The organism is Streptomyces smaragdinus (genome assembly GCF_009604385.1).
GTDB lineage: Bacteria > Actinomycetota > Actinomycetes > Streptomycetales > Streptomycetaceae > Streptomyces > Streptomyces smaragdinus.
This window is the reverse complement of sequence record NZ_WEGJ01000001.1, coordinates 314,297-339,430: the sequence shown is the minus strand read 5'-3', so window position 1 is coordinate 339,430 and position 25,134 is coordinate 314,297. Positions and strand designations below refer to the sequence as shown.

22 protein-coding genes and 4 pseudogenes are annotated in these 25,134 nt (G+C 70.5%); 17 read left to right on the top strand and 9 right to left on the bottom strand.

Annotated features, from left to right (window positions below):
• Positions 1 to 134 precede the first annotated feature (134 nt).
• A complete protein-coding gene (locus SRB5_RS01705; protein ID WP_153449568.1) occupies positions 135 to 734 on the bottom strand; it encodes an NADPH-dependent F420 reductase in 600 nt (199 codons plus the stop codon).
• 100 nt (positions 735 to 834) lie between these two features.
• On the opposite strand from SRB5_RS01705, the gene SRB5_RS01700 reads away from it, so the two are divergent.
• A complete protein-coding gene (locus SRB5_RS01700) occupies positions 835 to 1,221 on the top strand; it encodes a winged helix-turn-helix transcriptional regulator (RefSeq protein WP_323376763.1) in 387 nt (128 codons plus the stop codon).
• A 287-nt stretch (positions 1,222 to 1,508) separates the two neighbouring features.
• Here the strand turns inward: SRB5_RS01700 and SRB5_RS37360 are convergent, their stop codons facing one another.
• Positions 1,509 to 4,205 (bottom strand): ATP-binding protein, encoded by a 2,697-nt coding sequence (locus SRB5_RS37360; RefSeq protein ID WP_153449566.1) that lies wholly within the window; start codon positions 4,203 to 4,205, stop codon positions 1,509 to 1,511.
• A gap of 104 nt (positions 4,206 to 4,309) precedes the next feature.
• Between SRB5_RS37360 and SRB5_RS01690 the strand changes: the two genes are divergently transcribed.
• Positions 4,310 to 4,759, top strand: coding sequence for an SAM-dependent methyltransferase (locus tag SRB5_RS01690; protein ID WP_153449565.1), 450 nt, complete (start codon positions 4,310 to 4,312; stop codon positions 4,757 to 4,759).
• A 73-nt stretch (positions 4,760 to 4,832) separates the two neighbouring features.
• On the top strand, positions 4,833 to 6,305 hold the full coding sequence (locus SRB5_RS01685) for an MFS transporter (RefSeq protein WP_323376761.1): 1,473 nt from the start codon (positions 4,833 to 4,835) through the stop codon (positions 6,303 to 6,305).
• Between the two features lie 8 nt (positions 6,306 to 6,313).
• Here the strand turns inward: SRB5_RS01685 and SRB5_RS01680 are convergent, their stop codons facing one another.
• Positions 6,314 to 6,889, bottom strand: a complete 576-nt coding sequence (locus SRB5_RS01680; RefSeq protein ID WP_153449563.1) for a GNAT family N-acetyltransferase — start codon at positions 6,887 to 6,889, stop codon at positions 6,314 to 6,316.
• A 103-nt stretch (positions 6,890 to 6,992) separates the two neighbouring features.
• Here SRB5_RS01680 and SRB5_RS01675 point away from each other — a divergent pair.
• The 3 genes and pseudogenes from SRB5_RS01675 to SRB5_RS01665 all read left to right on the top strand — a co-directional run.
• A pseudogene (locus SRB5_RS01675) lies at positions 6,993 to 7,409 on the top strand (IS200/IS605 family accessory protein TnpB-related protein); the annotation flags it as partial.
• Between the two features lie 172 nt (positions 7,410 to 7,581).
• Positions 7,582 to 7,992 (top strand): VOC family protein, encoded by a 411-nt coding sequence (locus tag SRB5_RS01670; protein ID WP_153449562.1) that lies wholly within the window; start codon positions 7,582 to 7,584, stop codon positions 7,990 to 7,992.
• Positions 7,993 to 8,155: 163 nt separating this feature from the next.
• Positions 8,156 to 8,938, top strand: a complete 783-nt coding sequence (locus SRB5_RS01665) for a class I SAM-dependent methyltransferase (RefSeq protein ID WP_153449561.1) — start codon at positions 8,156 to 8,158, stop codon at positions 8,936 to 8,938.
• 414 nt (positions 8,939 to 9,352) lie between these two features.
• Here SRB5_RS01665 and SRB5_RS01660 read toward each other — a convergent pair whose 3' ends face one another.
• Both SRB5_RS01660 and SRB5_RS01655 read right to left on the bottom strand, forming a co-directional pair.
• Positions 9,353 to 10,795 (bottom strand): MFS transporter, encoded by a 1,443-nt coding sequence (locus tag SRB5_RS01660; RefSeq protein WP_153449560.1) that lies wholly within the window; start codon positions 10,793 to 10,795, stop codon positions 9,353 to 9,355.
• A 111-nt stretch (positions 10,796 to 10,906) separates the two neighbouring features.
• Positions 10,907 to 11,452 carry a TetR/AcrR family transcriptional regulator gene (locus SRB5_RS01655; RefSeq protein ID WP_153449559.1) on the bottom strand — a complete coding sequence of 182 codons (546 nt, stop codon included), beginning with the start codon at positions 11,450 to 11,452 and terminating at the stop codon, positions 10,907 to 10,909.
• Positions 11,453 to 11,798: 346 nt separating this feature from the next.
• On the opposite strand from SRB5_RS01655, the pseudogene SRB5_RS36160 reads away from it, so the two are divergent.
• The 10 genes and pseudogenes from SRB5_RS36160 to SRB5_RS01615 form a co-directional block, all read left to right on the top strand.
• Positions 11,799 to 12,185 (top strand): annotated as a pseudogene (locus SRB5_RS36160) (HAD family hydrolase); the annotation flags it as partial.
• 315 nt (positions 12,186 to 12,500) lie between these two features.
• Positions 12,501 to 13,505, top strand: a complete 1,005-nt coding sequence (locus SRB5_RS01650; protein WP_153449558.1) for a DUF4241 domain-containing protein — start codon at positions 12,501 to 12,503, stop codon at positions 13,503 to 13,505.
• Positions 13,506 to 13,546: 41 nt separating this feature from the next.
• Complete coding sequence (locus SRB5_RS01645; protein WP_153449557.1) at positions 13,547 to 14,500, top strand: DUF6891 domain-containing protein; 954 nt, start codon at positions 13,547 to 13,549, stop codon at positions 14,498 to 14,500.
• Positions 14,501 to 14,788: 288 nt separating this feature from the next.
• Positions 14,789 to 14,911, top strand: a pseudogene (locus SRB5_RS37355) (HAD family hydrolase); the annotation flags it as partial.
• A gap of 103 nt (positions 14,912 to 15,014) precedes the next feature.
• A complete protein-coding gene (locus SRB5_RS36155) occupies positions 15,015 to 15,104 on the top strand; it encodes a hypothetical protein (protein WP_323376758.1) in 90 nt (29 codons plus the stop codon).
• A gap of 85 nt (positions 15,105 to 15,189) precedes the next feature.
• Positions 15,190 to 15,621 carry an MvdC/MvdD family ATP grasp protein gene (locus SRB5_RS36150; RefSeq protein ID WP_228389681.1) on the top strand — a complete coding sequence of 144 codons (432 nt, stop codon included), beginning with the start codon at positions 15,190 to 15,192 and terminating at the stop codon, positions 15,619 to 15,621.
• 511 nt (positions 15,622 to 16,132) lie between these two features.
• Positions 16,133 to 17,719 carry a methyltransferase domain-containing protein gene (locus tag SRB5_RS01630; protein ID WP_323376756.1) on the top strand — a complete coding sequence of 529 codons (1,587 nt, stop codon included), beginning with the start codon at positions 16,133 to 16,135 and terminating at the stop codon, positions 17,717 to 17,719.
• Between the two features lie 47 nt (positions 17,720 to 17,766).
• Positions 17,767 to 20,058 (top strand): ATP-binding protein, encoded by a 2,292-nt coding sequence (locus tag SRB5_RS01625; protein ID WP_323376754.1) that lies wholly within the window; start codon positions 17,767 to 17,769, stop codon positions 20,056 to 20,058.
• 21 nt (positions 20,059 to 20,079) lie between these two features.
• Positions 20,080 to 20,238: pseudogene (locus SRB5_RS01620) on the top strand (sulfatase-like hydrolase/transferase); the annotation flags it as partial.
• A 52-nt stretch (positions 20,239 to 20,290) separates the two neighbouring features.
• The gene (locus tag SRB5_RS01615) at positions 20,291 to 20,728 is read left to right on the top strand and encodes an NUDIX hydrolase (protein WP_153449556.1); all 438 of its coding nucleotides are present in this window, start codon (positions 20,291 to 20,293) and stop codon (positions 20,726 to 20,728) included.
• A 113-nt stretch (positions 20,729 to 20,841) separates the two neighbouring features.
• On the opposite strand, the gene SRB5_RS01610 is transcribed toward SRB5_RS01615, so the two are convergent.
• From SRB5_RS01610 to SRB5_RS01600, 3 genes are all read right to left on the bottom strand, one after another.
• Positions 20,842 to 21,342 (bottom strand): nucleoside deaminase, encoded by a 501-nt coding sequence (locus SRB5_RS01610; protein WP_153449555.1) that lies wholly within the window; start codon positions 21,340 to 21,342, stop codon positions 20,842 to 20,844.
• A 351-nt stretch (positions 21,343 to 21,693) separates the two neighbouring features.
• Positions 21,694 to 21,894: a hypothetical protein gene (locus SRB5_RS01605; protein ID WP_153449554.1), complete on the bottom strand. Its 201-nt coding sequence runs from the start codon at positions 21,892 to 21,894 to the stop codon at positions 21,694 to 21,696.
• Positions 21,891 to 22,103 (bottom strand): type II toxin-antitoxin system CcdA family antitoxin, encoded by a 213-nt coding sequence (locus SRB5_RS01600; protein ID WP_153449553.1) that lies wholly within the window; start codon positions 22,101 to 22,103, stop codon positions 21,891 to 21,893. The genes SRB5_RS01605 and SRB5_RS01600 overlap by 4 nt, the downstream gene beginning before the upstream one ends.
• A gap of 333 nt (positions 22,104 to 22,436) precedes the next feature.
• Here SRB5_RS01600 and SRB5_RS01595 point away from each other — a divergent pair, with 333 nt between their 5' ends.
• A complete protein-coding gene (locus SRB5_RS01595; protein WP_153449552.1) occupies positions 22,437 to 24,047 on the top strand; it encodes an RCC1 domain-containing protein in 1,611 nt (536 codons plus the stop codon).
• Between the two features lie 318 nt (positions 24,048 to 24,365).
• Here SRB5_RS01595 and SRB5_RS01585 read toward each other — a convergent pair whose 3' ends face one another.
• Positions 24,366 to 24,974: a hypothetical protein gene (locus tag SRB5_RS01585; protein ID WP_153449550.1), complete on the bottom strand. Its 609-nt coding sequence runs from the start codon at positions 24,972 to 24,974 to the stop codon at positions 24,366 to 24,368.
• Positions 24,975 to 25,134: the final 160 nt, after the last annotated feature.

The window sequence follows — 25,134 nt, the reverse complement described above, 5'->3', positions numbered from 1 at the left end:
CGCACGGGGCGTGCCGCACGGCCGGTCCGGGCTACCCGGTGAGAAGCCGCCGGTGTGGAGACTGCGGCCGAGGGCGCCGCTGTTCAGGCCCACCCGGTCTGCAGCGACGGTGCCTCTGCCCGTGCGATACGGGCCTACGCGTCTTTGCCGCCGATCAGGTCCTGCATGTCCCCAGGCAGGTACATGTTCGGGAACAGCGGACCGCCGGGGTCGAGGACGGACGACTGGTCGAGGCCTCCCACGGACACCGGCACGTACCGGGCCGAGCGCACCAGTTCGCCCGCGATCGCAAGGGCATCGGCGTCGTCGGCCGCCACAGCGACGGCCCACGTGTCCGGCTGGCGCGTCGCACGGCTTACCAGCAGCTCGGCCTGGACGTGCGTGAACGCGCGGGCCACCCGCACCTGCGGCAGGAGGCTCGCCAGCCACCGCCCGTGCGGTTCGTCCAGGGCCGATCGAAGCCGTCCGTCTTCGACACGGACTTCATTGGCCAGGTCGATGACCACAGTGCCGGGGGCGAGGGTGCGCAGCAACGCGATGTTGGGCTCGATCGCGATGTGCGGAAGGGCGACAAGGACGACTTCGCTCCGTGCGATGACCTCTCCCAGCGACAGGGCCGGAAACGGGGTGTCACCAGGAGTCCGGGATCCGAGCATGACTTCGTGGCCTGACCTGCGCAGGAGGTCACCAAGCCCCTGCCCCATTCGACCCGTGCCGAGAATGCCTACCTTCACCGCGCCACCTCTCGTGGTTACTGTTGATTACCAAGGCGAAAGTAGTAACCACGCTTCCTCGAGACCAGAAGGCACTTCGATGGCCGATAGGCACACGGATGTGACCGCGTCAGCGCGGTTCGACGCCGAGAACTGCTCCCTCAAGGACATCCTCGAGAGAGTCGGGGACAAATGGTCGATCCTGGTAGTCGCCGCGCTGGCGCGGGAGCCCTACCGGTTCCGGGCCCTGCAACGAGCGATCGAGGGCATCTCCCAGCGCATGCTGACGCTCACCCTTCAGCGACTCGAGCGCGACGGACTGATCACCCGCACGGTCCTCGACCTCCGCCCTCCCCGAGTCGAGTACGCACTCACCGCCACCGGCCGGTCCCTGACCATTCCGCTTCGCTCCCTCGCCGACTGGGCCGAGGAGCACCGAGGTGCCATCTCGGCCAGCCGGGCTCGCTGGGACGCAAAGCAACCGCCACCCGGATCCTCGGCTAGCTGAGACGGTCGAGCCTTGCGGGAACGGTGTCGTCCGGGATGGGGGACCGGAGGCGCACCTTCAGCTGACCGACTGCGACGAGAGCCCAGGGCGGCCCCCCAGCCGCCATCGGCAGCTCACGGTCGATAAACCCCGGATCCCCGAACGCCGCCCCAACCATCCCGAGCCCCCCGGCCCCGGAAACAGCCCTGGCCAGAGCACCCCCGCCGGAACCCCCCATTGGGGCAAGGACGATGGGGTGCTCGACCCCCGACAACGAGGCGAAAGCCGTAGTCAACGCCATACGAACATCATCCCCCCGAAGCCCGCCGGCACAAAAAGCGAGACAATTCCGTACGCGAACTGATACCCAACTTCGGAAACGCGTTGTACAAGTGATACCCAACCGTCCGATGACTCAGAAACAGCTGAGCCGCAATATCCCGATTACTGGCCCCGGCCGCCGCCAGCAGCACAACCTGCCGCTCCTGAGCGGTAAGCACGGCGAGTTCATCCACCACCCGATCCGCCCCCGCACCCCGAGGCGCGGCCCCGATCGCCGTAAGCTCCCCCACCGCCCGGTCCCGCCACGGCACCGCCCCCAGATCCCGGAACATCCTCGCGGCCTCCCGCAACTGCACGGCCGCATCGCTCCGCCGCCGCGCCCGCCGAAGCCACTCCCCGTACAGAAGCAACGTACGAGCATGCTCGAACGGCCGAGTCGCCCCCGAATGGAGCCCGAGCGCCTCCCGGTAAAGCGCCTCCGAAGGCCCCAGCAACGCCCGGCACCGCACAGCGACCGCCAGCGCCCAGGGCCGTCCGCTCCACTGCGCCCAGCTCTCGAAGCGCGTGAACGGTTCCCGGGCCCGCTCCGGCTCCCCGAGCCGTACCAACGCCTCGACCAGCGACGGCATCGCGAACCGCACGATGAACGTATGCCCCACCGGCCCCGCGAGCAGCTCCAGCAGCCGATCCGCCGCCCTGCGGTAATCCCCCAGCCCCAGCGCGAGCAGCCCCACCGCATACCCACCCCAGGACGCCCCCGGCGCCAGGCCCCCGTCGATTCCGCTGCGGGCCAGCTCCAGGCACCGGTCGGAATCGCCCCGGACAGCCGCCGAGAGCGACAGAACCCCCGAGATGTTACGAGCCCGCCACGCATGCCCGATGGCATCCGCGATACGCAGCCCCTCAGCCCCGTCCGTCTCCGCCTCCGGCAGCCGCCCCAGAAACGTCAGGGCCTGCGCCCGAAGTTGCAGTGCGTGCGTCAGATCACTGATCCGCCCCTGCGCCCGGCACAACCGGGCCAGCTCATCGGCCGCCGCAAGCGTCTCCGTATCCCCGCCGGACCGCAGCCCCCCGTACACGGAGTACGTAGCCGCAAGAGCGTCCTCCGCGGCGGCCGGCGTCGCCCGCAGAAGCTTCAGCCCCGCCACGTGATCACCCGCCAGCAACAACGCCGTCCCCCGCACAACCGCCGGAATCGCACTCCCGCTGTCCCGCTGAGCCCCCTCCAGCAACGCGGCCGCCCGCCGCAACACGTCCGCATCGCCGGCGAACCACGCGTAGTCCGCCGCCGCCCCGAGCAGGGCCACCGCCTGCTCCGGCGCCATCTCAGCAGCCTCAAGAGCAATCCGCCCGGCTACCCCGGCGTTCCCCCGCTCAAACTCCAACGCCGCCGAAACAGCAGCCAACCGGGCAACCGTCCCCGGACGAGTGGTGAGCCGGGTACCGCGCGCCGCAAGCCGCCCCGCCCGGTCGGGCTGCCCTGCCGCCGCCGCTGATTCCGCGGCGGCGGCGAGCCGCCGGGCACGGGGTTCACGGTCGTCGGTGAGCTGCGCGGCACGCTCGTACAGCGAGGCGGCGGCGGCAGGGGCACCGCGCTCCAGCGCACGGTCGGCGGCCCCTTCGACCAGATCGCCGAGAGGTTCGTCCACCCCCGTGGTGGCCGCCGCGAGGTGATAAGCCCGGCGGTCCTCCCCCGACTCACCCGCGAGCGCCCGGTGCGCCGCCTGGCGGACCGACAGGGGCGCCCCGCGGTAGGCGGCAGCCTTCACCAGGGGATGACGGAACGTAAAAACGGCCGGTCCGATGCGGATCAGCCCCGCGCGTTCCGCCGGCCCCAGGTCCGCCGTGCCGACGGCGAGACGGTCCGCCGCCCGGAGGATCCGGTCGAGGGTGCCGGTGCCGTCGGCGGCGGCCAGGGCGAGGATCGTACGGGTGGGCTCGGGGAGGGCGGCGACGCGGTCGCGGTATGCCGTCTCGACGCGGCCGGCGGGGGTCGCGGCCTCGGTGTAGAGGGTGAGGGCGGGGAGCCGGCCGGCGCGTTCCTCGGGGCCGAGCATGCCGGCGAGTTCGATGAGGGCGAGCGGGTTGCCCTCGGCCTCGGCTGTCACCCGGTCGCGGGCGGCGGGGGCCAGGCCGGGGTGGTGTTCGGTGAGGAGGGCCGCCGCGTCGTCGGGTGTGAGGCCGGCCGGTGTCAGGTCGTCGATGCCGGTGGCGGGGAACGGGCGGTCGCCGGTTCGGACGCCGAAGACGACGGTGATCCGTTCGGCGTTCAGGCGGCGGACGGCGAAGAGCAGGGCGTCGGCGGATGCCTGGTCGAGCCACTGGGCGTCGTCCACGAGGCAGAGGAGGGGGTCGTCCTCGCTCAGGTCGGTGAGGAGGGTGAGGACGGCGAGGCCCGTCATGAAACGGTCGCCGCCGCGTATCGGAGCCCCCTGTCCGAACGCGGCACGCAGGGCGTCCCGCTGGGGCCTCGGCAGCGTGTCGATCCGGTGCCGGACCGGGTGCAGCAGGGCGTGCAGGGCGGCGAAGGGGAGGTCGCTCTCCGTCTCGGTGCCGGTGACCCGCAGCACGGGGCGTCCGCCGTGCAGCCCGGCCACGTACTCCAGCAGCGCGGACTTGCCGATACCGGGGTCGCCGCGGACGACCACGGCCTGCCGGCGGCCCGCCTCCGCGGCGGTGAGCATGCCCGCCAGATGTGCCTTCTCCGCGTCCCTCCCGTGCACCCTGTCAACCTACGGGGTCAATCCCGGTACCGGTGACAGATCCGCGTACCGGGGTGCGCTCCCTACCGTCGGCTGTACCGCAGCCGGTGGTGGAGGAGGAGCGCATGGAACTGGAACCCGTGGGGCTGGTCGTCGGGGGGCGGCCTGATCCGTACGACGACGACTGGGGTGTGGAGCGTGCCGTCATCCGGCTGACCGGCTACGGGCCGGAAGCGCTGGCGGGGCTGGACGAGTTCTCGCATCTGGAGGTGGTGTTCGCGTTCCATCTGGTGGACCCGGACGACATCCACACCGGCGCCCGCCGGCCCCGGGGCAACCCCGACTGGCCGGCCGTCGGAATCTTCGCCCAGCGCGGCAAGAACCGGCCCAACAGGCTCGGGGTCTCGCGCTGCCGGCTGCTGGGGGTCGACGGGGTGGAGGTGCACGTGGCGGGCCTCGACGCGATCGACGGGACGCCGGTGCTGGACATCAAGCCGTATATGGCCGAGTTCGGGGTGCTGGACGAGGTCCGGCAGCCGAAGTGGGCCACGGAGCTCATGCGCGGTTACTACTGATTGTTCGTTTCGTCCGGAGGTTGTGATGAGTTCCGTACGTACTACCGCCCCATCCCGTTTCATACTCCCGGTCGTGCTGGTCGCCCTCGCCGTCGTGGTGTCCGCCGTGCCGTCGCTGAACGTCGCGCTGCCGGGGCTGGCCCGGGACACGGGGGCCGATCAGACGCAGCTGCAGTGGATCGTCGACGCGTACGCCCTGGTCTTCGCGGGGCTGCTGCTGCCGGCGGGGGCGATCGGCGACCGGTTCGGGCGTAAGCCGGTGCTGGTGGTGGGGCTGGCGGTGTTCGCGCTGGGTGCTTTCTGCGCGGCGGCCGTCGATTCGCCGGAGGCCGTCATCGCGTGCCGTGGGGTGTCGGGGGTGGGGGCGGCGCTGGTGATGCCGACGACACTGTCGATCATCACCAGTTCGTTTTCCGCCGCCGAGCGGGGGAAGGCGGTCGGCGCGTGGATCGGGGTGGCGGGCGCGGGGGCGGTGTTCGGGCTGCTGACGTCCGGGCTGCTGCTGGAGTGGTTCGCGTGGCCGTCCGTCTTCGTCTTCGGCGGGCTGCTGGCTGCGCTGACGCTGGCGGCGGCCGTGTTTGTCATCCCCGACTCGCGGGAAGCCGGTGCTCCGCGGATCGACTCCGTCGGCGGGCTGTTGTCGTCGCTGGCGCTGGCGGGGATCGTCTACGCGACGATCGAGGGGCCGCATCGGGGGTGGACGGATCCGGTCACCCTGGGCGGGTACGGCCTCGGGCTGGTGTGCGCGGTGCTGTGGCTGGCGTGGAGTCTGCGGGCGGCGGAGCCGATGCTCGATCCGCGGCTGCTGCGGGTACGGGGCTTCGCCGCCGGGGTGCTGTCGATCACCGTGCAGTTCTTCGTGTTCTTCGGGATGGTCTTCATCGTGCTGCAGTATCTGCAGCTGGTCCTGGGCTATACGGCGCTCGAGGCGGGGCTGGCCATGACGCCGATGGGGCTGGTCCTGGGCGGGGTGTCGCGCCGGGCGCCGCATCTGGTGGCCCGGGTCGGCGGGCGGATTCCGGCGGTCGTGGGGCTGCTGCTGATCGCCGCCGGGGTGCTGGTGCTGGCGGGGCTGGACGCCGGGAGCTCGTACTGGCTGGTGCTGGCCGGGCTGCTGCCGGTCGGCGCGGGGATGGCGCTGGCCACGGCGCCGGCGACGACGTCGATCGTGGCGGCGCTGCCGGGGCGCAAGCAGGGCGTGGCGTCCGCGGTGAACGACGCCGCGCGGGAGGTCGGCGGCACGCTGGGGATCGCGGTGCTGGGAAGCGTACTCAACGACGGGTACCGGCAGGGGGTTGCGGACCACGCGCCGCCCCAGCTGCCCGACGGGGCGGTGCACGCGGCGCAGGAGTCCCTGGCCGTGGCGCTGCGGCTGGGAGAAGGGCAGCTGGGGCGGGTGGCCGTGGAGGCGTTCGTGGATGGGTACGGGATGGCGTATCTGACGTCGGCGGGGGTGCTCGCGGTGACGGCGGTCGCGATCTCGGCGCTGGGGCCAAAGCGTGCCGCGGAGACGGAGGCGGAGGCCGCGGAGAGCACGGTCAGTTGACAGCTCCGTCAGTTGACGGCGACGGAGAGCGGGAGATGCCACAGCCCCCGCTCTCCGGGGAGCGGCTCGTCGCGCAGCGCCATCGGGGTGATGACGGCCTGCTCCCGCAGACCGTGCGCGACAGCCCACCGGACGAGGTGCGGCCGTTCGCTGTGCGCCTCGAGCCGGAAGCTGCCGCGGACTGACGCCGCGAGGTCGTCGAGGAGGGCGAGGGCGTCGTCGGTCCGCTCGGCAATGAGGGGGCCGACGATCACCTTGTCGGAGCCGCGCCAGGCACCGCCGTAGGCGACGACGCGGTCGGCACGCTCCACGACGTACAGCCGCTCGGTGTAGTCGAAGAGCCGTACCAGCAGCGCCGCCCGGTCGACGCCCATGGCCCGCTGGTCCAGCTCGAGGATGCCGGGGAGGTCACCGGTCGTGGCGGCCCTCGACCGCCCGTCCGGGGTCACGCTGGTGGGGTGCCCCACGTACATGGTGTTGGTGGCGGTGGCGCCGAACCCGAGTTTCTCGTACAGCGGCCGCCCGGCCTTGGTGGCGACCAGCGTCACCTGCGCGCGCCCCGCCCGCTCGAGCAGCCGCTCCATGACGCGCCGGGACAGCCCCCGTGCGGCGTCTGCAGGTTTGTCCGATGGGGTGACTATTGCGGGCCCGGGTCGTTGATCACGGCAGAGGGCCGGGTTGGTCTGGGTGGGGGGTGGTGTGGTGCGGGTGTTGGCGGAGTCGTTCGTGGTGGCGGGTCCGTCCGGGGTGTCGGTGCGTACCCGTCTGAAGCACCTCACGCCCGGGGACGTGGAGGTGTTGCGGCAGGTGGGCGCGCATCTGGGCTCGCTGGTGTTGGCGGATCTGAAGCGGCGTTGTGCGGACGGGGCGGCGTATTCGGCCGAGTCGTGGGCGGTGCGTAAGCGGGCGTTGACGCCGTTGTCGTCGTCGCGGTGGGCGGGGTCGATCACGAAGGCTTCGCATGATCAGTGGGGGCTGGCCCGGCGCGGGCAGCACGCACACATCCAGAACCTTCAGGCCGGTGTCGCGACGATCGAGCAACGCCTGTCGCTGCCGATCGGCGCGAAGGGCAGCAAGCGGACACCCGGCGGCTACGGCTCCAAGAGGACCGTGCCGTCTCGGCGGGGGTGCAGGCCAGGGGCATTCACCTGCGACAACTGGGACTAGGACCAGCGCCCGATGGCACATGGCCCCTTGATCTCTAAGCTCACTGCTGTCCATGCCCAGGGGCACAGCCACTGATTCATGCTGGGCCCGCCCTGATCGCGAGGTAGAAATGTCGGCCGACGCCACAGCTCACATCCGCATCGCCCGACCCTCACGCAACCTTCGAACGGTTGAACGATTCTGGGTTTCCGGTCTCGGCCTCGACGTCCTGTACCGGCATGAGGCGGACGGCACCCCGGGCCAGAGTTCGCTCCTGATGGTCGGCTGGCCGGGGGCCCACTGGCATCTGGAACTCGTTCACGATCCTGCCGCTCCTCTGGAACCTCGGCCGACCGTTGAAGACCTGCTGGTCATCTACCTCGGCGAACCCGTACCCGACTCCCTCGTGGAGCAGCTCGAGCGGCACGGCGGCAAGCGAGTGCCCGCCCACAATCCGTACTGGGACACCTGGGGCGTGACTCTTCGGGACCCCGACGGCTATCTGCTGGTGCTGTCCACTCGCGCCTGGTCCAACTCGTAGATACTCACGGACTCTGACCTGGGCGTCTTCGTCCGGTCCCTTCATTGGTGCTGAGCCCCGTCGGAGACATGGGGTGTCGTGGCGGCGGTCTTCTGTTCTGCTGGTAGCTATCGGCGTGCTGGGGAGCTGTCCTCATCAGCCCGGTCTTGTCAGGCTGAGGGGTATGGCTCTGGGTTTCAGTGGTGAGGTCGCCGAGTACTACGCGAAGTACCGCCGCGGCTATCCGCCCGCGGTCATCGAGGCTCTGCGGGCAGCGTTCGCGCTGGATGCCGAGGACATCGTGCTGGACCTGGGGTGTGGCACCGGCCAGCTCGCTCTCCCGCTCTCTGCCCGGGTTCGTTCCGTCATCGGGATGGACCCGGAACCGGACATGCTCCGGCTGGCTGCGGAAACGGCCGCGGGGCAGGGCGTGCGCAATGTGACATGGGTGCTGGGCGCCGACAGTGACGTTCCCGCGGTGGGGGCGCTGGTGGGACAGAGGTCCCTGGCGATGACGGTGATCGGGCAGGCACTGCATTGGATGGGGTACGAGGAGCTGTTCCGCAGGCTGGTGCCGCTGTCTCGCCCGGGAGGGGGTGTTGCCGTGGTGGCCAACGGCACACCGTTGTGGCTGCAGGACTGTGCCTGGTCGCGCGCTCTGCGGGGCTGTCTGGAGGATCACTTCGGCACGAGGCTGGAGGCGACCTGCGGGACCAGCGCGCGCGACCGGCGTCGGTATGCGGACGCGCTCCGGGCCGCAGGGTTCACGGATGTGCGGGAGACGCTGATCGACTACAGCGATGAGCTCAGCTTCGACGAGCTCCTCGGCGGCGTCTACTCCGCGATCCCCGCAGACGAACTGCCGGACGATCGGCCGGCGCTTGCCGAACGGATGCGCTGGTCACTCCCGTCCGGCCCGTACCTCGAAAGGGTCCAGGTCTCCGTGCTCGTGGGCCGGGTGACGTGATCGGTCCCGTGTCTCGCCCGGCGACCTTGCGCAAGGGGGCGACGTGGACAGGACGGGGCACCCCCGGCATCGGCTGGTCGCGGTCGCGGACGACGATGTCGGGCCACCCCACGGCTCCAGAAGGGAACGGTCCCCTTCGGGACCGAGTCGGCTCCGGCCAACACCGTAGGCTGCCTCGGTGATTACCTGCGTGGCGCTCGACATCGGGGAGACCCTCACCTGCGATGACCGGTACTGCTGGGGCTACCCACATATTGGCTACGGACGGTGACAGCGCCGACTGGCCGTACTCGGGGAATTCCTGGGGCGCTGTCACCGATACCGATACCGTCGATCGTCCCCGCCTGGCGGGCGGGGACGATCGATGCGGCTCGAGTCCGGATCAGATTCGCTTCAGGAACGGTTCACGGACGTTCAAGCGGCGATGTCGGACCGCGTTCGCTGCTCTGTGCTGGTCGTGGCGTGTGCCGGGGTGGAGGTGGGGTGGCGCAAGGTCAGGGCGATTCCGATGCCGAGGAGGGTGAGGGCGGCGGCGGTGAATCCCGCGGTGCGTAGACCGGGGACGAGGTCCGGGCCGGTGGTGGTGTGGACGCCGGCGTTGGCGATCGCGACCAGGACTGCCAGGCCGACGGCGGAGCCGATCTGCTGGGTGGTGGAGGCCATGGCGGACGCGATGCCCTGGTTGCGGGCGTCGACGCCGCTGGTGGCGGCGACGAACATCGCGGTCCAGTTGATGCCCTGGCCCAGGCTGAGCAAGATCACGCCGGGCAGCAGGATCGGGTAACCGCCGGTGGGGGACATGGCCGAGGCCAGCACAGCCATACCGGCGGCGCCGACGAGCAGGCCGATGACGATCGTGGTGCGGGGGCCGACCTTGCCGAGCAGCGCCTCACTCAGCTTGGTCCCAACCATGCCGACCAGGGCGGAGGGGATGAAGGCGAGGCCGGTGGCCAGGGCGCCGTAGCCGCGGACGTTCTGCAAGTAGACGGTGAAGAAGTAGTACTGGGCACCGAACGTGCCCATGAAGACGAAGGTGATACCCATCGCGGCGACCAGGCTGCGGTTGCGGAACAGGCGCGGCGGCATCAGCGGGTGGGCGGTGCGGGCCTCGACGAGAAGGAACAGCCCGATGAACAGCGCGCCGCCGAAGAGGGCGATGAGGGTTTCGGCGGAGCCCCAGCCCGCGTCGGGGCCCTGGACGACGCCGAACACGAGGGCGGTGAAGCCGATCGTGGCGGTCAGCGCGCCGGTGATGTCGAAGCTGCGGCCGCGCTCGCGGGGGGCGTCGGCGGGGATGATGGCAACGGCTGCGGCCGCGGCGCACAGGGCTAGCGGGACATTGACGTAGAAGACGGCTTCCCAGCCGAGGTAGTTGGTCAGGATGCCGCCCAGCAGGGAGCCGAGCGCGAGACCGACCGCTCCGGCACCACCCCAGACGGCGAGGGCCCGGGTGCGCTGGGCGCCTTCGGCGAAGGTGGTGGCGATCAGGGAGAGCGTGGCGGGCAGCAGGAACGCGCCGCCCAGGCCCTGGACAGCACGGGCGGCCACCAGCAGGCCGGGGCTGCCGGCGAGCCCTCCGGCCAGGGAGGCCAGCCCGTACAGGGAGAGGGCGGTGATGAACATGCGACGCTGGCCGAGGAGGTCGGCGGCCCGGCCCCCCAGCAGCAGGAAGCCGCCGTAGGCGACCGCGTAGCCGCTGACGACCCACTGGAGGTTCTGCGGGTCGAAGCCGACCTCGCGACCGATCTCCGGAAGGGCGACGTAGACGATGTTGTAGTCGATGGCGCTGATGAACTGTGCGAACGCCAGCAGGGCCAGCAGCAGCCCGGGGCCGCGCCGTATGGACGGTGAGGACATGGAGAGACGACCTCTCTGAGATCTGAGTGCCTTCTAAGTATGCGGTTGACCGCTTACATAATGGTCGAAAAAAATGGGCCGCTCGGCAGCGGCCCGCGGGGCGGTGCCCGCTCAGGCGCGCAGGGTGCGCGCCCAGGGAGCGTCGACGGAGGCGGCGCCGATCGCCATCATGACGTTGCCGAGGAGGCCGTCGGCGAAGTACCGGCGGATCTGCTCGTCCGAGGCGCCGGAGACGGCACGGACATACTCGACCTGCTTGGCGTAACAGGTGCGGACCGCCTCACCGATGACCGGCTCGCTCGCGCTGCACTCCGCGTGCTTGAGGATCATCAATACCTCGCGGTCGGCGATGACCTCGGCGTACGAGGCCGTCAGCGCCGCGAGCACCACTTCGGGGTCGGTACTCCGCACCGATGCGACAGCCGCCGCGGCGCTCGCCCGCAGCAGGTCCGAGCAGTGATCGACCAAGGCGGCGAACAGCGTCTCCTTGTCCTTGAAGAGCCGGTACAGATAGCCCTGCGAGATGCCGGCCGCCTTGGCCACGTCCATCGTCGAGGTCCCGTAGTACCCGCGCTCGGCGAACGTCCCGATCGCCGTACGCATGACCGTCGCCCGGCGCTCGTCGGCGGTGGAACGCTGCCTCGTCTTCGTCTCCATATAAGTAATTAACCACTCACATCCGACCGGCGTCAACTTCGGACGCCGTCCTCGACGGCGAGATCGGTTTGCGCCGGCGCGGACGGGCGACCGGACCCGCCGATGCTCGTGCCAAGCCGGCCCTGATCGATCACCGCACGGGCCACGCAACGGCTTCGTCCCGTTCGTGCATGACGCTCATCGCGGAACCGCAGAGAATCACCGAGGAACCGGAGTCCTCGAACATACATTCCCCTTCCTTGTCGCCATCGCGCCGCCCGGAGCGCCGAGATGCTCCAGTGACACATACGAATTCGGTACGAATCGGCTCCGGCCGACGCCGTACGCTGCCCCGGTGATTATCTGCGTGGCGCTCGACGTCGGGGAGACCCTCACCTGCGATGACCGGTACTGGGGTGATTGGGCGGACTGGCTCGACATCCCCGCGTCCACTCTCACCGCGCTGGTCGGGGCGGTCAGGGCCGGGACAACGCGGACGCTCTGCGGCTGCTGCCCGGCATCGACGTCGCTGCCGAGTACAAGGCCCGGGAGCAGGCCGGCCGCGGCGAGCGGCCGGGCGAGCAGGACCTCTACGGGGACGTGCGCCCGGCCCCGGAGGCCCTACGGGACCTCGGTCCGGGTGGTGGTGGCCGGGAACCAGACCGCCCGCGCCGACCGGCTGCTGCGCACGCTCGGATTCCCCGCGGACGTGGTCGCGACCTCGGGCGAATGGGGTGTGGCCAAGCCCGACCCGGCGTCCTCCCACCACCCGCCCGAGAACCCGAACACCCCCTGCGCCAGACGGCCCGGCGCCGACGCCACCAAGCCGTCGCACAAGCCTGCCACCAGCGCAGACACGCTCTCCAGGACCAGCCGTGATCAGAGCTGCAGCTGCCGTGACTGCCCTCGCCGGACTCGGTTCTCCCTCGGGCGGACTCGCACACCGGCGCGTACTTCGTGTGTCAGACCCCGGTGCAATACTCGAGCAACTGGTGTCCGGGAGGGGGCGGCTGTGATCTTCGATGGCCTTGAGGTGTCGTACGGGGAGCGTTGGGAGGGATACCACGGGGTGACCCATCCGGACCCGATAGCGGGCGCGGTCGCGGCGGGCAGGCACGCTGCGGGGTGGGGGTATGCGGTGCTGCTTTCCGCGCGTGAGCGCCCGCTGGCGCTGATCGAGCGATGGCCGCGTGGGATGTGGGGGGTCTATCTGTACGACGACAGCGGCCGGCGGGAGCTGCCGATCGAGCTCAAGCCGTCCGAGGACGGAGGGACGCCGGCCCTCATCGCGCACCAGCGAGCCGGGACGCCCGAGGACGCCGCCGTGCGGCGGCTCGCGGAGTTCCGTTGTCCCGAACCGGAATTCGGGGAATGGCAGGTGTTCTTGCCGCTTCTCGCCCTGCAGGGTCATGAGCCTGCCACGACCCCGGTGGTCCTGACGGACGTGTCGGTGGAGGGAGGATCCCCGCTGCGCCCCATCGGGATCGAGCAGCTCTTCAGCCCGGGCCCGCGCGACACCCCGGATGGACCGGCCACGGTCGAGGTCATCGACGCCGGCCTGCTGGGGATCCCGTCCGGGCAGTTGGCGGTCGCGGACCCCGGCGTGGTCGATTCCACCGCGCGCTCCGTCCCCGTGCCCCCGGGGGGCTACCCGGTCACGCTGGCGCTCCTGCACAAGCGGCACGGGCCCAAGGTCGCCGCGGCGCGGGTGACCATTCTGGACATCTCGCCGGCCGTGTGGTCCATGGCCCTCCGGCCGAACGAGGATCCGGGCCTGCTCGGCAGGGACAGGTTCTACGGTATCGGTGTGGACAGCGGCTCAGCGGCCTTCATGGACGCGACGAGGAGAGTCCCGGATCCGGAAATCGACGAGACGGTGTTCATCCCCCAGAGCAGAGAACTCGCGATGGAATTCCTCGCCACGGACGACACATCGAACCTCATAGCCTTCTACTCCGGCGAGGGCGACGGCTCCTACCCCGTCTGGACCGGCCACACCGCTGACGGCGAGGTCGCATGCGTCGTCATCGACTTCATGCTCCTGCGGCCCCGGCGGAGGCGGTCTCAGCTTTGACTGCGACGGCAGATACGGAAGCACGATCGAACGGGGACATCATGCTGGACATCTGGATCGATACCGAGTCCGGAATGCAGGCCCATCGTCCGACGGAGGAAAAGCTGCAGGAGTTCGCCGCGGCGGTCGGCGGCGCCGGCGGGCTGTTCCTGAGAATGATCCGCCTCGGTTTCGCCAAGGAGAAGTACGAGTTCTTCCTGCACGCCGACGACGCCGGTTTCCACCTGTCCCACCACGACGGGATCAGCGAGCGGGCCTCGGGCAAGGCGCCCGTCGACCTGGAGACCGTGGTCCGGGTCATGGTGGGCTGGGCCCGGCAGAACCCCGGCTGGGACCAGGGCGTCGACTGGGTGCAGCGCCGCTCCGCCCCCGCGAGCGAGCCGGTTCCGGAGCTCCCGGCGTACATCCGGGAGCAGGTCGAGGGCCATGTCCGGGAGATACTGCGGACAGGGTTCGTGGCCCGGAGTGACGTGGCCAAGCACGCGGAAGACCATGTGCCCGGCGCAGTATCGGCAGCCCAGGCACAGGAGATCGCGACCCGGCTGTGGCACGAGCGCCTCGCCGAGCAGGCGAGCTGGGAGGGCGTGACCGACGCGGAGCGGATCCGGAACCTCTTCGTGTTCCACTTCAAAGACCAAGGCGGCATCGTCGCCCGCGAGAACTTCTCCTGCTGCCGCGAGTGCGGGATCTCCAAGATCCGCAACATGACCAGTCCGACCTCGCGCGGGTGGGTGTTCTTCCACACCCAGGCGACGAAGCAGGTCGTGGACACCGGCCGGCTACCCCTGTACTTCGGCAGTCTCGACAGCTACGGCACCTTGGACCACCAAGGCGGCTGGGAGGTCGTCGACGGCACCGACGAGGCCACTACGGCGATCGGCCACGAAATCACCGCGGCGATACGCGCGGCGGGACTCACGGCCGAGTGGAACGGCTCGCTGGATGAGGCGATCGTCGTAAAGAACCTGGACTGGCGCAAGCGGCTGCCTTTCTGAGGCCGGTTCAGGGGTGGAGCCGTTCCGTCCGGATGCCGTGCAGCCGGACGAGAGCGAGGCCGTCGATCCGGAGCGGCCGATATCCCTGCCGCAGGCCGGACATCCGCTCACGATGCGGTGCCGAGCGGGCGCCGCCCGGGGCCGGGCGTGGAACTCGTGGTCCGGGTGGTGCCGTTGACACCTGTCGCCGCGTCTCTGGGATGCACCACGTCCGACACGACGCACGGTCTCCTTCGGGACCGAGTCGGCTCCGGCCGACGCCGTACGCTGCCCCGGTGACTATCTGACGTGGCGCTCGACATCGGGGAGACCCTCACCTGCGATGACCGATACTGGGGTGATTGGGCGGACTGGCTCGACATCCCCGCGTCCACTCTCACCGCGCTGGTCGGGGCGGTCGTCAGGCCAGGCCCGTGAGGCATTCCCACTCACCCCGCCGGGAGGACGCACACCGGACAGCGCGCAACCGTCGTCGGGACCGGATACGCGGCCGTGGGCGCTGCGGTTCGCCCGAGTGCCCCACTCCACCGGCGCGGTCCGCGTCCCTACCCACGTCTACGACACCGGCCGACAGGTCAACGTCTGTGAGGGCGGGTCCTGGTGACGTGCGCGGCGAACACGCACTCGCCGACGGTGCCGGACGGCTCGCACAAGAACCCGCCGCCGCTCGACGAGGGGCCGAAGGACTGATGGGCGCGCCTGTCCTGATCATCGCCGCGGCCGACGACTGGCCCACGGACCGGATCCTCGTGGAGCTGCAGACCCGCGATGTGGAGGTGTTCCGCATGGACACCGCCGACTTCCCGCAGCAGCTCAACGTGGCCGCACGGATCGACCGGGCAGGTGGCTGGGCGGGCGACCTCACCACCGGGGAACGGACGGTGGAGCTGTCCCAAATCGGCGCGGTGTACTACCGCGCCCCCGGGGCGTTCCGCTTCCCGGCCGGCATGTCCGACCCGGAGGAACGATTCGCCGAGGCCCAGGCCCGTGCCGGACTCGGCGGCGTCCTGGGCGCGCTGGACTGCCGGTGGGTGAACCATCCGGCAGCCGCGGCCCGCGCCGAGTACAAGCCCGTGCAGTTGGCCGCCGCGCGGGCGGGCTGGACATCCCGCCCACCCTGATCACGAACCGGCCCGAGGCTGTACGGGGCTTCGCCGCTGGCGGGCCGATCGTGTGCAAGCCCGTCGCCTCGCCCGTACTCGTCGAGGACGGCCGGCTGAAGTCGGTGTACACCAGACGTCTGGCTCCCGGTGACCTCGAGGACCTGGCAGGGATCGGCGTCACCGCGCATCTCTTCCAGGCCTGGGTGCCGAAGGACCACGAGCTCCGGCTGACGGTCGTGGGAGACCGGATTCTGGCCGCCGCCATCCGTTCGGGCAGCAGGGCCGGACATGAGGACTGGCGAAGTGACTACGCGTCCCTGACGTACACCACCACGATGGTGCCGGTACCGGTGGCGGCAGGAGTACGGCGGCTGCGCCTGAGCTACGGTGCCGCCGACTTCGTCGTGGGCCCGACGGGCGGTGGACGTTCCTGGAGATCAACCCCTGCGGTCAGTGGGACTGGATCCAGCACGCGACTGACCTCCCGATCTGCGGGACGATCGCCGACGAACTGCAAGGAGCATCCTGAATGGACTGGAACCGGCACGCCACCACCCTCGCAGACGAGGTAGCGCATCCGGGATCGGACTGGTGGGCCCCGGTCAGCCAAACACCCCGGCACCATCTCGTGCCGCGCTGGTTCACCCCCGGGGCCGACGGCTGGTGGGTCGTGGACGGCCCGGCCGACGCGGAACGCTGGGTGGCCGCCGCGTACTCGGACACCACGCTGGTGACGCGAGTGGGGTCGGTGCACGCGGACCGGGCCGAGCCGGGCCGGCCGGTTACGGGGCATCCCACGTCTTCGTCGACGCTGCCCGGCCTCGTAGTGACGATGCTCAGCCACGGCCGGCTCACCCCCGGTGTGCGGCTGCTGGACGTGGCGACCGGCTCCGGCTACAGCGCCGCCCTGGCCTGCCGCCGGCTCGGTGACGACCTGGTGACGACGGTGGACGTCGACCCGCACCTCACGAGGGTGGCCGACGACCGTCTCGGCCTCATGGGCCACAACCCGACCGTGGTCACCGCCGACGCCGCCGGCGAACTGCCCGGCACCTACGACCGGATCGTGTCGATGGTGTCGATGCCCCGTATCCCCGCCTCGTGGCTGACGGCCCTCGCGCCCGGCGGCCGGCTGGTCACCACCCTCACCGGGACCGGACTGATCGTCACCGCGGACAAGACGGAGGACGGCGGCGCGGAGGGGCGCGTGTCCTGGGACCGCGGTTCGTTCATGACGGCGCGTACCGGCGACGACTACCCGCCCGCGTTGAACGAGGTGTACGCGAAGACCGCCGGCCAGGACGGGGAGGAGGTCTCCGTCTCGCCGTTCCCGGTCCTGGACGTGATGCAGGCCTGGGAGGTGTGCTCGATGCTGTCCCTCACCGTGCCCGGGATCGAGCACCGCACGGGAACGGCGGACGACGGCGCCCGCATGACGTGGATGCTGCACCCGGACGGCTCCTGGGCACGGGCCCACACCGCGCCCGGGGAACGGACCGCGATCGTGCACCAGGGCGGGCCGCGACGACTGTACGGGGAGCTGGACCGGATCCGGTGGCTGGAGCGGGGGAGCTGCCGGTTTACGGGGTCTACGTCAACATCGCCCCGGACGGGGCCCTCACCCTCGCGCGCGGGCCTCGTCGACCAGCCGCTCGTGGACAGGCGGGTCGGGTGGTCTACCGGTATGCGCCGGGGTGTGCTGCGGGTGTGCTCGCGGTTTCCCGCCCGGCAGTGCATTCGAGCGCGGACGGGCTCGGTGATGGTATCCGGCCACGTGTCGTTTCAGGTCAGGTCCAGGGTGACGCGCAGGGCGGCGGAGATCCGGTCCATGGTGAGTTCGCCGACGGTGCCGAGGAACTCTCCGGCCTGCATTCGCTTGTCGGTCAGGGCGGTCAGGTCGACCGCGACAGCGGCGCCGCGTACCGGGTGGGTCATGGGGATGGTCACGACGGTCGCGGTCGGTTCCAGAGGATCGCGTTCCGGGGTCTGCCGACAGCTCGTGCTGCCGACCCGGGTGCCGGCGGCGGTTCGGGCAGTGACGGAAGCGGGGGCGGGGCGCCGTCGGTGCTGCGAAGTGGTATCCACCGGGGCGAAACGTTCTTTAGGATTCAATTAGTGATCACATTCCCGCGGGGGCGGAAGGGTGACGTCGAGGGGGAGCGCGTGACGGGTGAACAGGTGTCCTTCGGCGTCTTGCTGCGCGAGCTGCGGCTGGCGGCGTCGCTGACCCTGGAGGGCCTCGCCGAGACCTCCGGCGTCAGCGTGCGCGGTATCGGGGACCTGGAGCGAGGGCGACGGGCGGCGCCGCAGCGGCGGACCGTGGCGGCGCTGGCGGACGGCCTGGCGCTGGGCGAGGCGGAACGGGACCGGCTGCTGGCAGCGGCCCGGACCAGGCGGGATCCGGGTGGTTACGCCCCGGCCGGGGTGCGCTCCTTCCCGCGCGGTATCGACGACTTCATCGGCCGGGAGCAGGAGGTCAAGGAACTCACCGGCTTGGCGCAACAGGCCGCCGCAGGTGGGGATGAGTCGGCCCGGCCGACTGTCGTGGTGGTCTGCGGGCCACCCGGTGCGGGCAAGACCACCCTCGCGCTGCAGGCGGCGCAGGAGCTGGCCGGCTTGTTCCCCGACGGGCAGCTGATGGTGGACCTGCGGGGGATGGACGACGCGCCGCCCGACCCGCCCCAGCTCATGCTCGGCGTTCTCAAGGCCCTGCAGGTGGCCGACCGTGACCTGGCGAGGGTCGGCCCGCAGGGCCACCCGGAGCTCTACCGACAGCTGCTGGCCGACCACCGCCACCTGTTGGTCCTCGACAACGCCCGCGACGAAGCCCAGGTGCGCCCACTGCTCCCGAGCGCGGGGGCGGGCATGGTGCTGGTCACCAGCCGGCGCATGCTCACCGGGCTCGACAACGTACGCCGCCTCCCCCTCGGCGAACTCGAGCCGCAGGAAGCCACCGCCCTGCTGACCGGCCTGGTCGGCACCGGCCGCGCCGACGCCGACCCCGCGGCCGTCGCCGAGGTCGTCCAGCGCTGCGGGCATCTGCCGCTGGCCTTGCGGGTGGCCGGGAACTGGCTGGCCACCCGCACCGGCTGGTCCGTACGCCGGCTCGCCGACCGCCTCGCCCGCGAGGACCGGCGCCTGGGCGCTCTGGCGGCCGGGGACGTACATGTGTCGGCCGCCTTCGAGCTGTCGTACCAGCAGCTCACTCCCACCGCTGCCCGCCTCTTCAGACGCCTCGCGCTGGTTCCCGGGCCCGACACCGGCCCGGAGGTGGCCGCGCAGCTGGCCGGACAAGACCTCTTCGACACCGAGGACACCCTGGAAGAGCTGGTCGAGGCGGGGCTGCTGGGCACCAACGGCTTCCGCTACCGCCTGCACGACCTGCTGCGCCTGTACGCCCGCACCCGACTGGCGACCGAGGAGAGCGCGGCAGAGGCCGAAGCCGCCGGACAGGCCCTGCACGACTGGCTGCTGGACACCGCGGTCGTGGCCGGGCGCTGGTACGAGCCGGGCCACGGCGCCCCGCCGCCCGACTGGCGCGGTACCGTCGACCTGTCCAGCGCCGACAAGGCCCTGGACTGGCTGAAGGCCGAAGGCCTCAACTGGCTGGCCGCCTACCGTGCCGCCGCCCTGTCCGGCGACCACGCCGCCGTCGTCGAAGTCGCCGAAGCCCTGCACTGGTTCTCCGACCAGTGGATCTTCTGGGGCCACTGGCCCGAAATCTTCGACACCGCCGCACGCAGCGCCCAGGCCCTGGGCGACCCACTCATCGAAGCCACCCAGCTCAACTACCACGCCTGGGCTTTGTCCCTCTGCGAGGGCCGCCACCACAACAGCCTCGACGCTGCGGCAAGGGCCCTCGCGGCGGCGGAACGCGCCGGCGACCTCAGCCAGCAGGCCTGGGCCCACCAATATCGGTCCGCCGTATTCCGACGGCTCGAAGACTGGGACCAGTCCATGGCGAGCTTCCGCTTGGCGGCCGAGTTGTTCGACGCCGCCGGCGACCTTCATGGCGCCCTGCAGGCCCGGCATGGTGTGGGCCAGATGCTGACCAAGTCCGGCAGCGCCGAGGAAGCCCTCGCGTCCCTCGCGGAGACGATTGCCTTCCTGGTCGACGCCGGCGATCGCATCGAACCGCACATCGCCCGCTTCACCCGCATCCAGATACACTCGGCCATCAGCAATGCCCACGAACGCCTGGGCGACTGGGAGGCGGCCGCAGGGCATCTGCGTACGGCGCTCGAGCTGAGCCACGGCAACACGGGGATGACAAGCCGCACGCTCAATCATCTCGGTCGTGTTCTGCTGTCCGCCGGCCGCACCGCGGAGGCCCGGGAGGCATTCACCTCCTGCATCGCCCAGGGCCCCGACGCGGATCCGTCGAAGGTCGCCGACTCCCGCGAGCAACTCGCCCTCCTCGACGCAGCACCCGGGCTCCAGCACCCCCCGCCGTAGCCCCGCCCCCGGCAATCGCGGGCGGCTGCCCTCGCCTACGCGGACGAACACCTCGGACGGCTCCTGAGCGAACTGACCGAGAAGCAACACTGGCTCGTCATCACATGCGCCGACCACGGCGACACCTTCGGCGAGGGCGGCTACTGGGGACGCGGCATCGCTCACCCTGTTGCGTGTTGAACGGTGCCGTTCGCCGCGATGCTCATGGAATCCGGGGCTACGCTCCCGGAGCATGACCAACGACCACGGCCGTAACCTGACTCCCGACGCCTCCGTGATCGTCGCCCGCGACGATCACGGGAAGGTAGCCGTCCTGACCGCGGATTTCACCGAGCACGGCGGCGAGTACCTGTTCCTTCCTGGTGGCAAGGAAGAACCCGGCGAGAGCCCGCAGGAGTGCGCGCGGCGTGAACTCCTCGAGGAAGCCGGCGTCACCGCCGAGCAGTGGCGGCACCTCGGCTCGTACGCCATGACCTTGAAGTCCACGGCCAAGGTGCACCTCTTCGAAGCCACACAGCTCACCTGCGGACCCCAGCAGCTCATGCCGGGGGAAGAAGACTTCAAGCTCATGTGGTGGTCGCTGGAGGATGCCCTGAAAGCCGTCGGCGAAGGCCGGTTCCTGTTGCAGGGCGGCCCCCTGGCGCTATTCCTCGCCAAGGGCGAGGGGTAGCGAGCGCCGGCCCTGACCAGCAAAATCCCGGCTCGCCAAGAGCCTCCGGCAAGCCCCCAGGGCACGAGTACTGGTCCAGCCCCCTGTCCGCCGTGGGCGGGACGGGCCACCCGCTATCGCTGCGGCTCTGCCCGGCGGGCCGTACGGTGCAGGCGGTGGTGGAGTGCGCGTACGTCATCGACGAGCTCGGGCACCGGTCCCTCCACCACTGCGTCGGGCACCACGGCGGTGACCGGCAGGGCGGCGACCGGTGCGGCGGGCACGCCCCACTCGGTGAGCCAGCCCTCCAGTTGCGCGGCGGAGGCCACGTACACGATGCGGCCGAGACCCACCCAGCCGTGCGCGGCCGCGCACATCGGGCAGTGCTCGCCGGAGGTGTAGACGGTCGCCGTCGCCCGCTCCGCCGGAGTCAGGTGCTGGGCGGCCCAGCGGGCCAGGGCGAATTCCGGGTGCTGGGTGTGGTCACCGGAGGCGACATGGTTGTGGTCTTCGCCCAGGACGGTTCCATCGCCTGCGACGAGGACCGATCCGAACGGTTCATCACCCGCTTCCAGGGACTGGGCCGCCAGTTCCACGCAGCGGCGCAGATGTCCAAGATCCACATCAGTGATCATCGGCCCACCCTAACCGCACGAAGGAACCTCGATGAAGAGGTTATTGAGGAGGGGACTACGGAGCTTCAGGCACGCCACCGCCCTCGTACCTCATCGAGGGGCAGAAGGCCCGGGATCACGAACGAGCTGACCGACCTCGGATGGCCAAGAGGGGCGGACGCGTCCCACAAAGTCCGCGAAGTCGCTCCGCAGATACCGAGAGTCGGCCGGCTTCAGCCGGATCTGCTGACGGCTGTCGGCCCACCAGATCTCGAAATCTGCAACCGTGCCTGCCGTCGCCCCGCCCGGCGGCGCATTCGACCTGGTCAGGGCGCAGCCGGGCTCGGTGACGGTACCCGGTCAGGTGTCCTTTCAGGTCAGGTCCAGGGTGACGCCCAGGGCGGCGGAGATCCGGTCCATGGTGAGCTCGTCGACGGTGCCGAGGAACTCTCCGGCCTGCAGTCGCTTGTCGGTCAGGGCGGTCAGGGCGTCGTCCGATTCCACGATGACGACTGCCCGGGTCTTGGCGGCCAGCTGAACGCGCCAGACCTGGCCGCGGGCGGGTGGCCTCACGCGACGTCCTCGCCGAAGAGATCGGCGAGCTCTTCGGTGTCCTGCGCGGCCTGCTCGCGCCAGGCGCGTACGGCGGGGGTCGCGTCGCGCAGCTGCTGGGCCCGTAGTGCCTGCTCGATGTAGGCCGACAGGTTCCCGCCGGAGGCGGCGCGGGCGTGGGCGAGCAGGTCGGCCGGCAGGCTGACCGTGGTCCGGGTGCGGGTTGTCATACGCTGGAGCATGCCAATGTATGACGTGGTGATGCGCATGGTCGGCGGGGTGCCTCCCGGCTCGGTCGCCATCGGTGAGGCGACGCCTTCGCGACGCCGCTGGTGCCCCGGGCCGGAGGTGGATTAACGGGCTGGCCGGCTGGCGTGGCGTCCTTCCCCCGCCGTTTCTTGACGCCGGTTGGCGCATCGTGTGGTCGTTCATTCGGCGGAGGTGTGGAGCGCCGGTACGGCCGGGAAGTTGAAAGACGTATAAGACCGCGGACATGAGATCTGCAACGAGACCGGGACCGGCACGTCCGGTCGCACCGTTACGAACCGCCCTGCCGGCCCTGGTTGCGGGGCTGGTGGCTGCTCTCGGCCTGGTCGGGCGCCGCCGCCCAGGAATCCGCCCCAGCCGCCCTGTCCTGGGGCATGAACTACCAGGGCCAGCTCGGGGACGGCACCAACGACGACCGCGCTCTGCCCGGCGACGTGGCTCTGCCCGAGGACGTCACCCTCACCAGCATCGCCGCCGGTCATGCGCACGGTCTGGCGGTCGCTTCCGACGGCCGCCTCTTCGCCTGGGGCTCGAACTGGGCCGGGCAGCTGGGTGTCGGCGACACCGACAACCGGATGACCCCGGTCGAAGTGACCCTGCCCGGTAACGTCACCGACATCGCCGCCGGCTCCGGACACAGTCTGGCGGTCGCTTCCGACGGCCGCCTCTTCGCCTGGGGCTCGAACTGGGCCGGGCAGCTGGGTGTCGGCGACACCAACGATCGACTCACCCCGGTCGAGTTGACCCTGCCCGGCGACGTCACCGTCACCACCATCGCCGCCGGAGCCGAGCACAGTCTGGCGGTCGCTTCCGACGGCCGCCTCTTCGCCTGGGGCTCGAACTGGACCGGGCAGCTGGGTGTCGGCGACGAAACCAGCCGGGACACCCCGGTCGAGGTGCCCCTGCCCGGCGACGTCACCGTCGCCGGCATCGCCGCCGGCGACAGGCACAGTCTGGCGGTCGCTTCCGACGGCCGCCTCTTCGCCTGGGGCTCTAACGCGTTCGGGCAGCTGGGCGTGGGCGACCGGGACTACCGGATCACCCCGGTCGAAGTGACCCTGCCCGGTAACGTCACCGTCACCGACATCGCCGCCGGCCTCGGACACAGTCTGGCAATCGCTTCCGACGGCCGCCTCTTCGCCTGGGGCTTGAACATTGCCGGGCAGCTGGGCGTGGGTGACGCCGACTACCGGATCACCCCGGTCGAAGTGGCCCTGCCCGGTAACGTCACCGTCACCGACATCGCCGCCGGCGCCGAGCAGAGTCTGGCGGTTGTCCGGAGAGCAACCTCCGCCACCGCCCTGATCGCCGACCCGGCCCAGGCCCAGACCGGGGAACCGGTCGCCCTGACCGTGAACGTCACCTGCACCACCGGCGCCCCCACCGGCGAGGTCACCTTCACGGACGGCGAAAGGGACCTCGGCACCGTGAACCTGACCGCGGCCGGCACCGCCACCCTCACCGTGAGCGACCTCCCCGAAGGCGAACACACCATCACGGCCCGCTACGCAGGCGACGGCACCTGCCCCGCGTCGGAGTCCGACCCCGTGACGGTCACGATCCGGGCGGCGAACGGATCGATCACCGTGAAGAAGACGGACACCGAAACCGGCGAAGCGATCACGGGCGCGGTGTTCCAGCTCTGGCTCGAGTCCAACGGCACACCGGGCCTCCAGCGCACCGACACCAAAATCGACCCGGGCTGCGCCACCGACGACCTCGGCCGCTGCACCTTCACGGACCTGCCCGACGGCACGTACTACCTCCGGGAGACGGCCGTCCCTGACAGCTACGCAAAGCCCGAACGCCCCGTGACGACCGTCGAACTGACCGACGGCGCCACCCTCACCGAGCAGATCGGAAACACCCCGTCGACCTGCCGAAAGGGCGACAAGAACTGCGCCTAGTGCCGCATCGGAGAACCTTTGCCCCAGCGTGATGACGCGCCGTTCGGATGCTGGCGTGGACAGCCTGGTGTCGCCGGGCGGTCCGGGTGGCAGAACGAGTACGCGTCCGCGAGATCGATGACGACGAGGGGCAGCGTCTGTTGCGGATCATCCGTAGGCGTCGGCGTACACCCGGACGTGGCCAGTGAGGTACAGCGCGATAGGTCCCCGCCCTGGAGGTGGTCGTGTGCCGGGCGGGGAGTCGGGCCACCCGGCTTCTCGGGGTGCGGGACACGACGCTTCCCTCCGGCCCGCGTTACGCGGGCCGGAGGGCTCCGGTCAGCCGCAGATGGGATTGACGGCGAGGTCGTCGACGTTCACCGCGTACCCGTCACAGCCACCGCGGATGTTGGAGAAGTGGTACTGGAGATGCGGCTGGGCCACGAGGGGCTTGACCAGCGCGACGTACTGGTAGGCGTCTCCGTGTCCGGCGTCCTGGAGGATGGTGTACGCCTCCTCGGGCGTCAGACCGACTTCGGCGGTGATCGGGAGGACACCTCCCCAGGGCGACGTGTGGTAGATCGGCTGGTCGATCTCGCCCTCGAGCGTGGCGTGGAGCTCGAGCGACTTGATGCGGGAAGTGGAGTCGTTGGTGTTGTAGACGAGCCGCCAGTCCGTCACCTGCGACATGTCCTGGGTCTTGCCACTGGGCGAGCTGCCGTCGGCCACCATGAGCGTGGCGTTCGGGAACGTATCGCGGACCTCGTCCGCAACCACATCGAGGAGCTGTTGCAGGGACAGCTGGTCGGCGGTCTTCGCCTCGTGTCTGACCGACACGGTGGGGGCCGCGGCCGGCGAGACCGCCTGTGCGGCTCCGGCTCCCGCGATACCCGTGGCCGCGAGTCCGCACGCGATGATCACGGCCGCGACACTGTTTCTGAGCTTCATTGCCTCTTCACTCCGCTCTTTCCTGGGCGCCGGGACGGCCCCCGTGTTCCGTTCGGTAGAGCGTCCCCGTAAGATAAATCGGTCGAAACCATCCCTTCTGGGGGCGCTCGGAACACGCGGGTCGAACGCTGTGCGAAACGCGCCCGTCCATCTGGGCTAT